The sequence below is a fragment of the Mesoflavibacter sp. CH_XMU1404-2 genome (assembly GCF_037029465.1).
Classification (GTDB): Bacteria; Bacteroidota; Bacteroidia; order Flavobacteriales; family Flavobacteriaceae; genus Mesoflavibacter.
The window spans coordinates 78,251-94,063 of sequence record NZ_JAYMEM010000009.1; the positions used below are offsets into that span (position 1 = coordinate 78,251).

The window sequence follows — 15,813 nt, forward strand, 5'->3', positions numbered from 1 at the left end:
TTTTAAGATTTAGTTAAATATTTATTTGTGTTTGTAATGGCTTGTTGGTTTTTCCAATCGATCCATTTTTGACCTTTAATTCTACGCATTAAATTATCTATGCTTCGCATTATAAATACGTTGTAGATAGCTTTTCCTAAGTTTTTTGGGTTACGTGCAATAGCGCGTAAACTCATAGAAAAACCCGGTGTTAAATAGCGCATGTAGTGCCAATAGCCTTCTGGCATATATAAGACTTCACCATGATTTAGATTGCAAACCCAACCTTTGGCATTTTTTAAGGCTGGCCATTTGTTAAAATCTGGATTAGCAAAATCTATATCTTCTCTCGTAATTAAAGAATGTGGTATTTTATATAAATGTTTATTCTGTTTTTGATCAAACAAAATACATTGTTTTTTTCCTTCAAAATGAAAGTGAAAAATGTTAGCCAAATCTATGTCGTAGTGCATAAACGTATAGCTATCACGACCTCCAAAAAATAGCATTGGTAAGCCTTTCATTAATCGTAATCCAAAATCCGGAAATTTAAAGTCTTTTTGTAGTTGCGGGACTTCCTTTAAAACATTCCACAGAAAAATACGGTATTTTGTAGGCTCACGTTTAAGCAAATCTACATATTCGCTCATTTTCATTTTTGCATGTGGCTCGTTAAATCCGTCTTTATAATCAACAGGTCTGTCGTCATAAAGTGGTACGGTTTTATCGCCAGCAATGTCTTTCATGTAATCTAAACTCCATTTAGAATACGCAGGCCAATCTGTAATAAACTCTTCAATAACCACTGGTTTTTGAGGTTTGAAGTAGTTTTTAATAAAGTCCTCTTTGGTTATCGTTTTAACCCTTGGTATGTCTTGAAGATTTAATTCCAAATAATTAAAAATTTAAAAGACAAAGTTAATAAAACGTTACCAAATAATAACTAGCTAGTAGTTATAGCTTAGTTAAAATTATATCTAAGACCAAATAAAACATTGCTTGGAGGCATTGGCACAAAACCAGCTTCTATATATTTTGCATTAAAAATATTACTTGCAGTTGCAGTTAACGTAAATTGTTTTAACCTAGCTTCTAAAGATGCGTCCCAAACGTTGTAACTATCTCCTGTAGTACGCTCAGCATGTTTGTACACAATATTTTGAGTGATATTTTTAAATAATTGAGTACTTAAACGAGATGTAAAATGATGTTTTAATGTGTTTAAAGAATAACGAGATAAATCTTTATTTTGATCTAAAATATTATCTTCCATAAAGTTATAACCAATTGCAAAAGTTTGCTTGTAATTATTTAAGTAGAAATGAAATTGTGCATCAACTTCAAAACCTTTAGTATTAACTTCTGCAATATTTGTAGCCTCAAAAAATGAAGTTGAAGTATTTGGTCTGATGTAATCAATTAAGTTTTTAGCGTCTCTATTATAAACTGCTGCAGATGCTGAAAATTTAGGCGATAAATATTTAATCCCAATTTCTTGAGAAAAAGCTTCTTCCACTTCTAAGTTTTCGTTACCAATAGTGTTTGGATCACTGTAATATAAATCTGTATATGTTGGTATTCTGTAAGTATAACCAATGTTTCCGTAGACTTTTAAGTTATTATTTAATCGGTAACCAAGATCTAAACCAGGAAACGCATAAAACTTAAAATCTGAAAAATACGTTACTGCAACACCTGGTGTAATATCTAGATTTTCATTTAAAAATTTAAATCGATGTTCTAAAAATAGGGTAGACATAAAACGCTGTCTGTTGCCTAAATTATTACTTCTTAAATAGACTTTAGATAAATCTACACCAAAACCAGTAACTCCTAAACTAGACTTATAAGACGCATTGACTTCGGTTCCTATTTTATCAGAAACATGAAAGTTTCTTGCAGCACTAGGGTTATTTCTAATTAATATGAATTCGTCTTGATTACGCTTCCAATACACACGAGGTTTTATAGTCAAATTTTCGGTTTTAAATTGCGTTGAAAATGCTAACAAACTATTTTGAGTTTCTTCGTATTCGTGCCAATTTGGATTTAGAGTGTAAAAATTTTCTGCTCCAAATTTTCGCTCTTGAAATGTTGCAATCATTTCAATTGCTTTTTTCTTTTTATTAAAAACACTTTTTACAAAATAATTACTGTTATCATAATCTGTGTTATAACGATAACCTTCAGAAGTCATTTTGTCTACATGCACAATGTGTGACGAGTTTTCTAAATCTGCACCAACGGTCACACCTGCATTTAATTGCCCAAAACTACCTGCTTCTAACTTTGTAGATACGGTATTTTTTAAAGTACTTTTAGTAACAATATTTATAGCGCCGGTAAAAGCATTTTGTCCAAAAACACGTGCTGCAGGACCTTTAATTATCTCAATACGCTCAATCACCTCAAGTGGTAAAGCGGCATTCATGGTGTGATGTCCTGTTTGCGCATCGTCCATTTTTATACCATCAATAAGTAGTAAGGTTTGGTCAAATCCGCCACCACGAATATGTAAATCTGCCTGGCTACCAGCAGTACCACGACGTCTAATATCTACGCCTGCAAATTGTTGCAACACATCTGCAACATTGGTAGCTGCGCTATTTTTTATATCTGAAGCAGAAATAACTGTAATAGTTCTTGAATTTTCTTTAAACGGTAAATCAATTCTGCTAGAAGAGATAACAACAGAATCTAATTGCTGCTCTTGTTGTAAATCTTGAGCTTGTAATGTTGCAGTTACTAAGCTAAGTCCAACTACAAATGAGAATAATTTCATAAAGGTGTGTTTTCTTGTTTTTGAAAGTGCAAATTTCGTAACTTTCCGGATTAGTAAAATAGTCCAGTTTTAAAACAATGAATAGTCCGGTTGAAGACATATTAAAATCATTAATACATTTTGAAAAGTCTACGACAACTTCAATTTATATTCAGATAGCACAACAGTTAATAAATGCTATACAACGTGGATATTTACCTGAAGGAACTGCGTTACTAGGTACTAGAAAATTTAGCGAACTATTTTCAATTAATCGTAATACTGCTGTTGCTGTTTATGACGAATTAGCTTCTCAAGGTTGGGTTAATATTGTAGCTAATAAAGGCACATTTGTATTAATGCCAGAGAAAAAAACAGTGGCGATAAAAGGAGTAACCCAAGGTTTGGATAAAATTAAAGACTATCCAAAAATTGCAGGATTTCCGTTTCAATCGTCTTTCAATTTGGCATCTACAGAAGAGTTTTCGATACAAAAATATGTGATTAACGATGGGCAACCCGATTTAAGATTGCATCCAACACATCAATTTTCGCGTTGGTATAGTGCCTCAATGAAACGACCTGCTTTAATTTCAAAATGGAATCAAACACAAGAGCAATCCTACACTGTGTTTACTAAAGAGCTTTGCAATTATCTAAATGCGACGCGAGGTTTTTATATTAAACCTGAAAATATTTTAAGCACGCGTAGTACAGAAATGAGTTTGTATATGGCCTCAAGACTACTAATTAAGAAAAATGATGTGGTATTGGTAGGAGATTTAAGTCATTATAAATCTAATATGATTTTTCAGCAAGCAGGCGCAAACATTAAAACTATACCTGTTGACCAAAACGGGATTGACGTCAATTTTATAGAAAAACATTTTACCAAAAACAGTATTCGCTGCGTGTATGTTTGTGCGCATAGACAATACCCAACAACGGTAACATTGTCTGCCGAAAGGCGATTAAAATTATTACAACTAGCTAAAGCCTATAATTTTGCTATAATTGAAGATGATTTTGATTACGATTTTCAGTTTGATGGCTCTGCAATGGTACCTATGGCAAGTGCAGATGCACATGGCGTTGTTATTTATTTAGGGCGATTAGGGCAGTCATTTTTTCCTAGTTTTCAAATAGGGTTTGTTATTGCGCCTCAAAATATTATTAATGAAGCAAATAATTACTTGCAGATATTAGACAGGCAAGGCGATTTGATTCAAAAACAAATGTTAACCGAACTTATTAAAGAAGGTGAAATACATCGGTTAGTCAAAAAAAATATTACCATTTATAAGCAACGTAGAGATTATTTGTCCAAATGTTTAACAGCTCATTTTAAAGACGAAGCTACTTGGAAAATCCCTGATGGCGGATTAGCAATATGGTTAGAATTTAATACTAAGATTTCTCTATTTCAATTAGCTGAAAAAGCAAAAACATACAATTTGTTTTTACCAAAAACCATTTTATATCAAAACAAAGCTATTTGCGCTATAAGATTAGGTTTTGGACATTTAAATGAAGAAGAAATTGAAACCGTAGTTGAGGTTTTGAAGCAGTCTTTTGATGCGGTTAAAGTTTAGTTATTCATAAACAAATTCACCTTTTTCACGATATGCATCTTTGTTCATCCATTTAAAATCACCAGTTTCGGTAGCGTCTAATAAGTCAGCATCAAGAGCATCAGCTAGATGTAAACCAATATCAAAAGCTTCTTTTTCTTGATATACCGTTGTAGCTTCAATTTTATTTTTAGTGTTGTAAAATAGATTAATTGCGTATTTACTTTCAGAAATATTTGCAGAAGCAGAAGATACCCAAACTGTGGTTTTAAATGTCGCTGCAAAAACAGAAACGTAGTCAATGTCTGGTATTGGCTGCCATTTACCAATCTTAAAACCAAGAATTGAAAACACTTTTCTGTAGGTTTTTGATTCTAAATCTATCTCTGTGCCTTCAGTTTTTAATAATAAGTAGCTAAAAGCTAAAGGAACGATTGTGGCTATATTTCCTGATGTAACTAAGTTAAATATTGTAAAAACTATATTTGCAACGCCTAAAATAGTTCGCCATAATGGTACTTTTTCTATATAACTAATGATGTATTTATTCATTTATTTTATATCAAATTCAGTTTTACAATCATCACATCTATACTTATCCTTAGCATAAAAGGGAAGTGTTCCAAATAAAAAGCCAACCATAAAAGAAAAAAACGATTTAAAATCTTTGATAGTAGAAAACATAGCTACTTTGCTGCTGTTACAATTAGGACAGTGTATAGCGTTACCATCATCATCTACCGAGTATTTATTGATAGTTTCTAAAATATGTTGCGCTCTTAAGGCATCTTTTGCTAATACTTTTAGTTTAACGCCTCCAATAGCATTGCTTACTAAAGGATCTGTATCTATGGTCAAATGGTCACTTAAAAATACTTCAATACCTTCAGATTCTAAACGACCTTTTATAATCTGCGCTTCTGCAGAATACTGAAATTTAGCTATGGTTTTAAAGGTTGGTGACATTTTTTATTATCTATATTAATTAGTAGATAAAAGGATTAAAGTGTTACAAGTTAATATAATTCGGTTAAACTTTAACATTCTTCAAATTAAAAAGCAAACTCAAATTCAAACATTTTATTTAATTTTACACATATGTTTGCATTAGTAGATTGTAATAATTTTTATGCCTCTTGTGAGCGGGTTTTTAATCCAAATCTGCAAGGAAAACCTGTTGCTATACTTAGTAATAATGATGGTTGTGTGATTTCGCGTAGTGATGAGGCTAAAGTTTTAGGTTTGCCTATGGGCGCGCCAATTTTTAAATGGGAATGCTTCTGCAAGACAAATAACATACACGTACTTTCATCTAATTATCCGCTATACGGAGACATGAGCAGTCGTGTCATGTCTATACTAAAACAGTTTACACCAGATGTTGAGGTGTATAGTATAGACGAGTCTTTTTTACAATTCAAAGGATTTGAAAATTACGATTTAGACGATTATGGGCAGCAAATAAGACAACGCGTTTTAAAATGGACAGGCATACCAACCTGTGTAGGCATAGCAACCACAAAAGGATTAAGTAAAGTAGCCAACAAAATAGCAAGAAAATTTCCTAAACAGACTAAAGGCACTTACGTTATAGACACAGAAGATAAACGTATAAAAGCATTAAAATGGCTAAAAATTGAAGACGTTTGGGGCGTAGGAAGACAACTATCAAAACGATTAAAAGCCAAAGGTTGTAAAACAGCTTTAGATTTTGCTAATCTACCAGAAGATTGGGTAAAAGCCAATTTTTCTGTAGTAGAAGCACGATTACACCGAGATTTAAACGGTATACCAACATTAACTTTAGAAGAAAACAATCAAGATAAAAAAGTAATAGCTACAACTCGAAGCTTTGATTATACGTATTCCGATTTAAGTTATATAAAAGAACGCGTAGCCACCTTTGCTGTAACCTGTGCCGAAAAATTGCGTAAACAAAACTCTAGCTGTTATACCATTATTGTATTTTTAAAAAGTAATAAACACAAAAAAGAACAAGCTCAACATTCAGAAAGTAGAGCAGTACATTTACCGTATGCAACCAATTCATCTTTAATAATTAGTAATACTGCGGTTAATGCAGTAACCAAAATTTTTAAAAAAGGAATAGAATATAAAAAAGCAGGCGTAATGATAACAGGTTTTGTACCCACAAACAATTATCAGCTTGATATTTTCGAAAAAGAAAACCCGAAGCATCAACCGCTAATGCAAACAATAGATCAAATAAATTTAAAATATCACACAAATAAAATTAAATTAGCAAGTCAAGACTTGGATCGAACCTGGAAGATGCGTCAAGAACGTTTATCGCCTAGGTATACGACCAATATAAATGACATTATAAAAGTCAAATAATCATTAAAATTAAAAAGTATAACATATAATTTGGGCGTTACCCTATCGGGTCGGGCTTTTCGCAGTCGCGCTTTGCAAGGCGCTCCAACAAAGCTGCAATCCCTAACGCACCTATTTGCTAACTAAAAGACTTAACCTATGATCAAGCACAAATCAGGAAGTTTAACCTTTTACATACCAGAAGCAACAGCACACTCTGGAGCTCATTTTTTTGATGCAGGTATCTCAGCAGGATTTCCATCGCCAGCAGAAGATTTTAAAGAAGAACGTTTGTCATTAGATGAGGCTTTAGTAAAAAATAAAGAAGCTACTTTTTATGCACGTGTAAGTGGTCAATCTATGATAGGTGCAGGATTAGATGATAATGATTTGCTAGTTATAGACCGTAGTTTAGAACCAGAAAACAATAAAATTGCTGTTTGTTTTTTAGATGGCGAGTTTACTGTAAAACGCCTAAGAGTAGAAAAAGATGAAGTTTGGTTACAACCCGAAAACCCAAATTATCCTATAATTAAAATAACAGAAGATAATAACTTTTTAATTTGGGGTATTGTAACTAATGTGATTAAGAAAGTATAATGTAGATTAGTATAAAATAAAAACGCGAAGCAAAAAGCTTCGCGTTTTTTTATTGTAAAAGTATTGTGTTTGTTAATCTGCTAAAACAATAACTTTATTATCTTTCATTTCAATAGTACCAGAATTTATTTTTAGTAAAGTGGTGTTTTTTTCGCCTTTAGTAAAACGATCTTTAACCTCTTCATCTAATTCGATATTACCAGTAATTTTAACGTTACCTTCTTTTAATATAGAGACAATAGGAGCGTGATTGTTTAACATCTCAAAATCTCCATTAACTCCAGGAACAGCAACGCTAGTTACTTCTCCGCTAAATAAAGTGGCTTCTGGTGATACAATTTCTAAATACATATTTTTTAGTATTTAGCAATCAGTAATTAGTAATTAGCAACTTGACTATTTACTACATACTGCTTACTAGTTTTACGCTTCAGCTAACATTTTTTCTCCAGCTTCAATAGCTTCTTCGATAGTTCCTTTAAGGTTAAACGCTGCTTCTGGTAAGTGATCTAATTCACCATCCATAATCATGTTAAATCCTTTAATAGTTTCTTTAATATCTACTAAAACTCCAGGAATACCTGTAAACTGCTCTGCTACGTGGAATGGCTGAGATAAGAAACGTTGTACACGTCTCGCTCTACCTACTGCCATCTTATCTTCTTCAGATAATTCTTCCATACCAAGGATAGCAATAATATCTTGTAATTCTTTATAACGTTGTAATAACTCTTTTACTCTTTGTGCGCAAGCGTAGTGTTCGTTTCCTAAGATATCAGCCGTTAAAATTCTTGAAGTAGAATCTAATGGATCTACCGCTGGGTAAATACCTAACTCGGCAATTTTACGAGATAATACTGTTGTAGCATCTAAGTGAGCAAACGTTGTTGCTGGTGCTGGATCCGTTAAGTCATCCGCAGGTACGTAAACCGCTTGTACAGAAGTAATAGATCCTTTTTTAGTAGAAGTAATACGCTCTTGCATTGCACCCATTTCTGTTGCTAATGTTGGTTGGTAACCTACCGCAGAAGGCATACGTCCTAAAAGTGCAGATACCTCAGATCCTGCTTGTGTAAAACGGAAGATGTTATCTACGAAGAAAAGTACGTCTTTTCCTTGTCCATCTCCAGCTCCATCACGGAAATATTCTGCTATTGTTAACCCAGATAAGGCAACACGTGCACGTGCTCCTGGTGGTTCATTCATTTGTCCAAATACGAAAGTTGCTTTAGAATCTTTCATAGCTGCTTTATCAACTTTTTGAAGATCCCATCCGCCTTCTTCCATAGAGTGCATAAAGTCTTCACCATACTTGATAATTCCAGACTCTAACATCTCTCTTAAAAGGTCATTTCCTTCACGAGTTCTTTCTCCAACTCCAGCAAATACTGAAAGTCCACCGTGACCTTTTGCAATGTTATTAATTAACTCTTGGATTAATACTGTTTTACCTACTCCTGCACCACCAAATAATCCAATTTTACCTCCTTTTGCGTAAGGCTCAATTAAGTCAATTACTTTAATACCTGTAAATAATACTTCTGTAGACGTTGATAAGTCTTCAAATTTAGGTGCTTGACGGTGAATTGGTAAACCAGCTTCTCCTGCTTTAGGTAAGTCTCCTAAACCATCAATAGCATCTCCAATAACGTTAAATAAACGTCCGTAAACATCACCACCAATTGGCATTTGGATAGGAGCGCCAGTTGCAACAACTTCTGTTCCTCTACTTAAACCATCTGATGAGTCCATAGCAATAGTACGTACTGTATCTTCACCAATGTGAGATTGTACTTCTAATATTAGCTTAGAACCGTCAGCTTTATTAATTTCTAATGAATCGTAAATTTTTGGAAGTTCTGTGCCTGCTCCGAATTCTACATCGATAACTGGACCAACTATTTGTGCAACTTTACCTGTAACTTTTGACATTACTTATCTGTTTAATATTATGGTATTTAATTGAATGAAAACTATTTCTGTTTTCGCGTGCAAAGATAGGTGTTTTTATTTAAAATAAAAGGTCTTTTTTCTTATTTTGAATATAAAAAAACACCTTCATACAGAAGGTGTTTTATAAATTTAAATTTTGCTGCTAATTTAGTTTAATCCAGCAGAATATGTTGTATTGTAGTTACCTATATTTACTAGGTTTCCTGAAGCTTCAAAGTTAGAGCCATATGTAGCATCTATAGCTTTCAAAAACTCATTAGCTATTAAAGCATAACCTCTTGAGTTAGGGTGAACACCATCTAAAGAAAAGGCACCACCTGTTACTAAACTTGAAGTTAATACATAGTCTCCAGAAGCAATTCCACCGTTAGCTAATTGATTTAACAAAGCGTTTGCATCAACAAACGCTAAACCTGCATTATTAGCTGCACTTTCAATAGTTGCATTAAATGAAGCAGTTGCACTTGCAATTTCTGCTTGCTCTGTTGGTATTAATACCCACTTATCTTCTAAAGGTAAAGTAATCCCTTCGATTGCAAATTGACCTGCTAATTCGGCTGGTAAACCTTGACCTGCTAAAAAGCCAGCATAATCCATATTCACTTCACCAATCACTGAACTACTTGGTAATACGAATAAATCGTTTTCAGTAGCTTGTCTTGTTTGCCCATATGTTTGCCCTAAAAGGTTAGCTACTAACTGTACAACAATAGGGTTACTACCATCTAAACCAAATTGTGCTATAAAAGCAGGGAATGTTGGACTTGCCATTAGTGCTCCTGTAATTTGAGCTGAAATATCATCTAAGCTTTCGTCTTTAATAACTACAGCACTTGCTTCAGTTTCAGAAAAAACGATAGCTCTTTCAGGTTGACCTAAAGCAACATAAATTTGGTTTATAGCACCAAAAATTGAGTTTAATAATGGTATTTGAGGACCAAAATCTTCATTTGTTGGGTCTAATGGGTTGTGAGGTACTGTAGTAAAATGTGGTATTGAAGTCACATCAGGAATGTTAGCCATTACACCTTTTGCTCCACCAGAAGTTAATGTAGTTACTAGGGTGTTTATAGCAAAATCAAAAGTGGCTTGGTCAGTTATTGTACTTGAACCATCACCACCAGAAGTAGCATATCCTAAAACATCATTGTTACCAGCCCATAATGTAAAGAAGGTTGGTGATTGCGCCATTGCAAGTTCTAATACACTTGCATCAGGAGTAGCACCTGTCATTCTTATGAAATATGGGTTAGCAGCAGCTGGGAAATTAGCAATGTTACCGTATCCTGGAGCTATTAAGTGAAAACTAGCTGCACCAGGAACTCCCATATTATTAAAAGGACCTGTTGGGTTGTTTAGTAAGAAATCAGTAGTTGAAGTCACAGGACCAATAACATCTTCTAGGTCTTCAGGAGCTCCACCAGTAGTTACTAATCTAGGCTTAAATAGTTGCTCTCCAGTTAAAGGATGAAAAACAGGAGTTCCACCTAATATAAGACCTCCAATATTATCATTCATTAATGGTTGAGTAAAACTTCCACCTCCAGCAAAAGCAAATTGAGTTGCTAAAATATTAGGAAGCGAGTTTTCTTGAGATGCAATAAACAATGCGTTGTCAGAAAATCCAGCGGTTAAAGAATTTCCTACTGATACATAGTTAGAAAAATCTGCTTCTCCAGCAGTTAAAGCTGGTAACTCCATTCCACCACCATTTGATGAATCGTCGTCATTTTCACAAGCTGTAAATCCTAATAATACAGCAAGTAACCATATATATTTTACTTTCATAATATTCTTTTTCATGTTATTATAAGTTGTTAATTGTCCAAGATACATAGTACATTGAACCTATATTACCAGTACCAATTGCTGTAAAGTATTCATCTCCTAACAGGTTTGTTGCTCCAGCTTTAAATGTAGATTTTAAACTTGGAACTCTGTAGTTGATTTGTGCATCAATTGTGTGGTATGCAGGTACTTCTCCATCACCAAACGACGCTTCCCAGAAGTAAGCATCACTCCATCTCCAAGCAAGGTTAAATCCAAAGTTTTTAAATAACTCTGTGTTACCAAATGTTGCTTTTACTTTATGTTCTGGAGTATTGAAGTTTGTTCTAAAATCTGGATTATTTTCTTGATCAAAATCTAATTTTGCGTATGTATAGTTAAATCCTAAGTCAAAATCATTTAAGACTTTAGTTGTTACACCTAATGCAGTTCCGTAAGAATTTACGTTAGCATCAGAGTTAGTGTATGTTTGATAAGCTTGATAATCTCCATTTTGAATAGCTAATAAAGATAAAGAGTTATCTCCAACTGTTCCGTAGAAAGGAGCGATTACAGTTTCATTAGCTAAGAAATCTTTGTAAGAGTTATAGTATGCACTAACGTCTACTATAAACTTATCTAATTTACCTCTGTACCCAACTTCAAAAGAAGTTACTTGTTCTGGTTGAGCAAAGTTAGAATTTGCTACTCTTAAATCTGCAGGATTTGTTGATTCTGCAAAATCTTGTACAGAGTTAGCTAAGTATGAATTTGTATAAGCACTTTGTCCAGAGAAGTCTATAGTTGCAGAGTTTGTAAAAGCTTGACCTGCAGGACTTACATTGTAAGTGTCTACATATCTTTCTGGGTTATCTAATGCACCACCAACTAATACTGCTCTTCCTATATCTAGACCAATGTACAAGTCTTGAGTAGTAGGGTTTCTAAATCCTGTTTGAACAGAAGCACGGAAGTTATGATCTTTATTAACTGTAAATCCTAAAGATAATCTAGGAGAAAAGAATCCGTCAAATAATTCTGATTTGTCATAACGTACAGAACCTGTAGCTTTTAATTCTACATTTTCACTTAAGTCGAAGTTTTTTTGGATTTGAGTATAAAAACCAACTTCAGAATAATCTATAGGACCATCATTATCTGTATAAATAGTTCCAAAAGAGTTTAATTTATACTTTCTATAAGAGCCACCTATTTGAATTTCAGCAAAATCAATCATGTCACTAAAATTGTAATTAGCATCTGCATGATAGATTTTTGAATTATCTTGAAATTTAGAACCAGTGCTTAAATCAGGATCTCTTGTAACTTTGTTAAATGCATTTTGAAATTCTGGTGTTCCTGGTAAATATCTTCCTGTATCTGCAGCAGCTCTTGCAGCGTCATGCTTTTGCTGTTCTGATAGGCCTAAAGGATTACCACTTAACTCTATACCTGCAAATGTTGCAATGTAATCTCCAAACCAATCTTCGTCACTCTTCCATGATCTATTAATATTGATTCCTGTAAAAACCATATCGTAAGAATCTCCTGCTTTGTCTTCTGTTACATAACCTCTTACAAAGAAGTTTTTATCTCTAATTTCTAATTTATGTTGTTGTAAAAAGAAATTATTGATATTGTATCTATTTGCACCTTGGTAAATAGTGTTACCAGAACCAACTTTTCCTACATAAGCAATTTCAAAATCACTATCTGTAAATGGTCTAAAATATAATCCCCAATCTGCTTTTATACTTTCTGCATTGTAGTTAGTTAAGTCTCTTTCGTTGTAACCTGTTCTACTAACAGTAACATTTGGAATAATACCTAATCCTGAAGCATCTCTAATGTTTGTAGAAACTTCATCTCCATAAACGTTAATGCCATCATAGTCATAGTCTGATCTTGTTAAGCCTCTATTTAATTTATCTTTTTCGTTAGTTGCAGCCCAATCAGTTCCTTTTAAGTAACCAAAATTAACTTTTACAGCGAATTTATTTGAGAACTTGTGAGCCATTCTTATACTTAAATCAGTATATGGGTTGTCTCCAGCAGCTTCTTGAGAGGTAATTCCTCTTTTAAATGAAGCGCTTATACCTGTATGGTCAAATGGGTTTTTACTTCTCATAAATAAAATACCATTAAATGCATTTGCACCATACAATGCTGAAGAAGCACCTGGTAAAAGTTCTACACTTAAAACATCTGTTTCTGTCATACCTACTAAATTTCCAATAGGGAAGTTAAGTGCAGGTGCAGAATTGTCCATACCATCTACTAATTGCATAAATCTTGTATTAGCAAAAGTTGCAAAACCACGAGTGTTTACAGATTTAAAAGTCAAACTATTAGTGTTAACATCAACACCTTTAAGGTTTTCTAACCCATCATAAAAATCTACAGAAGCAGTGTTTTTAATTTCTTTTAAACCGAATCTCTCTACCGTTACAGGAGATTCAAAAATACGTTCTGGTGTACGAGACGCAGAAATAACAACTTCATCTAAAGATGTTCCTTCTGTTAACACGATGTCTACTTTTTGATTGTTTGAGGTAATTTCGGTTGTTTGACTTGTAAACCCAACACTACTTACCTGTATACTAAAAGGAGGTGTTAGGTCTGTTTTTAAAGTAAAATTTCCGTCAAAGTCTGTTACAGTTCCTTCTGAAGTACCAAGGATTATAACATTAGCACTAGGTATTGGTTGTTTACTTACATCATCTACAACTGTACCTGTTATTGTTGTTTGTGCAAAAGAGAAGGCACAAAATAACAACATTGCGATTTTAAGGGTTGTCTTCATTTTTTAGATTTAGTTTAATTATGGTAGCAATATACGTTTTTTAAGTATAGATTAAAAAAAACAAACAAAAAATTATGCGTGCATAATAAGTTTTTGTGAAAAAAAACAGCTTCAAAATCTATTATTCGTAAAAATCACCAGTGATTATTGAATATTTTAAGATTTTGAAGCTAGTGTAATCTATTCAGTTTTTATTCTACAGTAACTGATTTTGCTAAGTTACGAGGTTGATCAACATTTTTACCCAACATCACAGCAATATGATATGATAAAAGTTGTAATGGTATTGTTGTTAATAAAGGAGTTAAAGATTCGATAGTTTCTGGAACTTCAATGACATGATCTGCCAATTCTTTTACGTCTTGGTCACCTTTAGTTACAATTCCTATTATCTTACCCGACCTTGATTTTATCTCTTGGATATTGCTTACTACTTTTTCATAATGACCTTTTTTTGTTGCAATTACAAATACAGGCATTTGATCATCAATTAATGCAATTGGTCCGTGTTTCATTTCTGCAGCAGGATAACCTTCAGCGTGTATATAAGAAATCTCTTTTAGCTTTAATGCGCCTTCTAAAGCAACTGGGAAGTTAAATCCTCTACCAAGGTATAAGCAGTTTTTTGCGTCTTTATAGGTTTCTGCTACTATTTTTATATGGTCGTCAGATTTTAAAGCTTCAGCTACTTTATTAGGTATCAACTCTAATTCTACTAAATGTTTTTGAAATTCAGAATTAGATAAATTTCCATTAGATTTGGCTAATTTTAAAGCTATAAGCGTTAGTACCGTAATTTGAGTTGTAAATGCTTTTGTTGAAGCTACACCAATTTCTGGTCCTGCATGAGTATAAGCACCTGCGTGTGTTTCTCTAGCTATAGAAGATCCTACAACATTACATACACCAAATACAAAAGCACCTTTTTCTTTAGCTAATTTTATTGCTGCAAGTGTATCTGCGGTTTCACCAGATTGAGATATTGCAATAACGACATCTTTTTCTGTTATAACAGGATTACGGTATCTAAATTCGGAAGCGTATTCTACTTCTACAGGTATTCTAGCTAAGTCTTCAAAAATATATTCGGCAACTAAACCAGCGTGCCATGATGTGCCACAAGCAACTACAATAATTCTGTTGGCATTTAAAAACCTTTCTAGATTATCATCAACACCAGCCATTTTTATAATGCCATCCTTTACGCGTAATCTTCCTCTGTACGTGTCTTTAATTGCATTAGGTTGTTCGTGGATTTCTTTTAACATGAAATGCTCATAACCACCTTTTTCAATTTGTTCAAGGTTGATTTTTAACTCTTGAATGTAAGGGTCTACTAAAGAATCATTTTTAATTTTTCTGATTTTGACACCTTTTTTTAGTCTAATGATTGCCATTTCTTCATCTTCTAAATAGATGGCTTTTTTTGTGTATTCTAAAAAAGGTGAAGCATCGCTGGCTATAAAAAATTCTTCTTCACCAACACCTATAGCTAAAGGACTTCCTAATTTAGCTACAACAATTTCGTCTGGTTTATTTTTATCAAAAACAGCTATAGCGTAGGCGCCAATAACTTGATTTAATGCAATTTGTACTGCTTTTCCTAATTTTAGATTTTCACTTTTTTTAACATCTTCAATTAGATTTATTAAAACTTCGGTATCTGTGTCAGACTTAAAAGTGTAACCACGTTTGGTTAACTCTTTTTTTATGGACTCGTAATTTTCTATAATACCGTTATGTATAATTACTAAATTACCAGAGTTTGAATAATGTGGATGAGAGTTAACATCGTTAGGTACTCCATGTGTAGCCCAGCGTGTATGACCAATACCTACAGAACCGTTAGTGGAAATTTCCTTAGTTACTTTTTCTTCTAAATCGGCTACTTTTCCTTTTGTTTTAGAGAGTTTAAGGTCAGAACCATCATATAGTGCTATACCAGCACTATCATACCCTCTATATTCTAATCTTTTTAAGCCCTCCATTACTATTGGATAAGCTTCTTTTTTACCAATGTAGCCTACGATTCCGCACATAAG

12 protein-coding genes are annotated in these 15,813 nt (G+C 33.3%); 3 read left to right on the forward strand and 9 right to left on the reverse strand.

Annotation, left to right across the window (positions count from 1 at the left end; genetic code table 11):
* Nucleotides 1-2 precede the first annotated feature (2 nt).
* Both WA327_RS06355 and WA327_RS06360 read right to left on the reverse strand, forming a co-directional pair.
* Nucleotides 3-872: a cupin-like domain-containing protein gene (locus WA327_RS06355; protein WP_336067747.1), complete on the reverse strand. Its 870-nt coding sequence runs from the start codon at nt 870-872 to the stop codon at nt 3-5.
* 68 nt (nt 873-940) lie between these two features.
* Nucleotides 941-2,761, reverse strand: a complete 1,821-nt coding sequence (locus tag WA327_RS06360) for a TonB-dependent receptor domain-containing protein (RefSeq protein WP_336067749.1) — start codon at nt 2,759-2,761, stop codon at nt 941-943.
* Nucleotides 2,762-2,838: 77 nt separating this feature from the next.
* On the opposite strand from WA327_RS06360, the gene WA327_RS06365 reads away from it, so the two are divergent.
* Nucleotides 2,839-4,332: a PLP-dependent aminotransferase family protein gene (locus tag WA327_RS06365; protein ID WP_336067752.1), complete on the forward strand. Its 1,494-nt coding sequence runs from the start codon at nt 2,839-2,841 to the stop codon at nt 4,330-4,332.
* On the opposite strand, the gene WA327_RS06370 is transcribed toward WA327_RS06365, so the two are convergent.
* Nucleotides 4,333-4,863, reverse strand: coding sequence for a hypothetical protein (locus WA327_RS06370; RefSeq protein ID WP_336067755.1), 531 nt, complete (start codon nt 4,861-4,863; stop codon nt 4,333-4,335).
* Entirely contained in the window at nt 4,864-5,277 is a 414-nt protein-coding gene (locus WA327_RS06375) for a putative signal transducing protein (protein ID WP_336067756.1), read from the reverse strand.
* A 132-nt stretch (nt 5,278-5,409) separates the two neighbouring features.
* Here WA327_RS06375 and WA327_RS06380 point away from each other — a divergent pair, with 132 nt between their 5' ends.
* Complete coding sequence (locus WA327_RS06380; protein WP_336067758.1) at nt 5,410-6,669, forward strand: Y-family DNA polymerase; 1,260 nt, start codon at nt 5,410-5,412, stop codon at nt 6,667-6,669.
* Between the two features lie 138 nt (nt 6,670-6,807).
* A complete protein-coding gene (locus WA327_RS06385) occupies nt 6,808-7,248 on the forward strand; it encodes a translesion error-prone DNA polymerase V autoproteolytic subunit (RefSeq protein WP_336067760.1) in 441 nt (146 codons plus the stop codon).
* A gap of 72 nt (nt 7,249-7,320) precedes the next feature.
* Here WA327_RS06385 and WA327_RS06390 read toward each other — a convergent pair whose 3' ends face one another.
* The 5 genes from WA327_RS06390 to glmS form a co-directional block, all read right to left on the reverse strand.
* Entirely contained in the window at nt 7,321-7,599 is a 279-nt protein-coding gene (locus tag WA327_RS06390) for a F0F1 ATP synthase subunit epsilon (RefSeq protein WP_336067762.1), read from the reverse strand.
* A gap of 72 nt (nt 7,600-7,671) precedes the next feature.
* Nucleotides 7,672-9,180 carry a F0F1 ATP synthase subunit beta gene (gene atpD, locus WA327_RS06395; protein WP_336067764.1) on the reverse strand — a complete coding sequence of 503 codons (1,509 nt, stop codon included), beginning with the start codon at nt 9,178-9,180 and terminating at the stop codon, nt 7,672-7,674.
* Nucleotides 9,181-9,348: 168 nt separating this feature from the next.
* The gene (locus WA327_RS06400) at nt 9,349-11,004 is read right to left on the reverse strand and encodes a G-D-S-L family lipolytic protein (RefSeq protein ID WP_336067766.1); all 1,656 of its coding nucleotides are present in this window, start codon (nt 11,002-11,004) and stop codon (nt 9,349-9,351) included.
* A gap of 4 nt (nt 11,005-11,008) precedes the next feature.
* On the reverse strand, nt 11,009-13,771 hold the full coding sequence (locus WA327_RS06405) for a TonB-dependent receptor (RefSeq protein WP_336067768.1): 2,763 nt from the start codon (nt 13,769-13,771) through the stop codon (nt 11,009-11,011).
* 191 nt (nt 13,772-13,962) lie between these two features.
* A complete protein-coding gene (glmS, locus tag WA327_RS06410; protein WP_336067771.1) occupies nt 13,963-15,810 on the reverse strand; it encodes a glutamine--fructose-6-phosphate transaminase (isomerizing) in 1,848 nt (615 codons plus the stop codon).
* Between the last annotated feature and the right edge of the window lie 3 nt (nt 15,811-15,813).

Coding starts and splice junctions, on each gene's coding strand:
- WA327_RS06375 (WP_336067756.1), bottom strand. CDS start 5,277: ATGTCACCAACCTTTAAAACCATAGCTAAATTTCAGTATTCTGCAGAA.
- WA327_RS06370 (WP_336067755.1), bottom strand. CDS start 4,863: ATGAATAAATACATCATTAGTTATATAGAAAAAGTACCATTATGGCGA.
- glmS (WP_336067771.1), bottom strand. CDS start 15,810: ATGTGCGGAATCGTAGGCTACATTGGTAAAAAAGAAGCTTATCCAATA.
- WA327_RS06385 (WP_336067760.1), top strand. CDS start 6,808: ATGATCAAGCACAAATCAGGAAGTTTAACCTTTTACATACCAGAAGCA.
- WA327_RS06400 (WP_336067766.1), bottom strand. CDS start 11,004: ATGAAAAAGAATATTATGAAAGTAAAATATATATGGTTACTTGCTGTA.
- WA327_RS06360 (WP_336067749.1), bottom strand. CDS start 2,761: ATGAAATTATTCTCATTTGTAGTTGGACTTAGCTTAGTAACTGCAACA.
- WA327_RS06380 (WP_336067758.1), top strand. CDS start 5,410: ATGTTTGCATTAGTAGATTGTAATAATTTTTATGCCTCTTGTGAGCGG.
- atpD (WP_336067764.1), bottom strand. CDS start 9,180: ATGTCAAAAGTTACAGGTAAAGTTGCACAAATAGTTGGTCCAGTTATC.
- WA327_RS06390 (WP_336067762.1), bottom strand. CDS start 7,599: ATGTATTTAGAAATTGTATCACCAGAAGCCACTTTATTTAGCGGAGAA.
- WA327_RS06405 (WP_336067768.1), bottom strand. CDS start 13,771: ATGAAGACAACCCTTAAAATCGCAATGTTGTTATTTTGTGCCTTCTCT.
- WA327_RS06365 (WP_336067752.1), top strand. CDS start 2,839: ATGAATAGTCCGGTTGAAGACATATTAAAATCATTAATACATTTTGAA.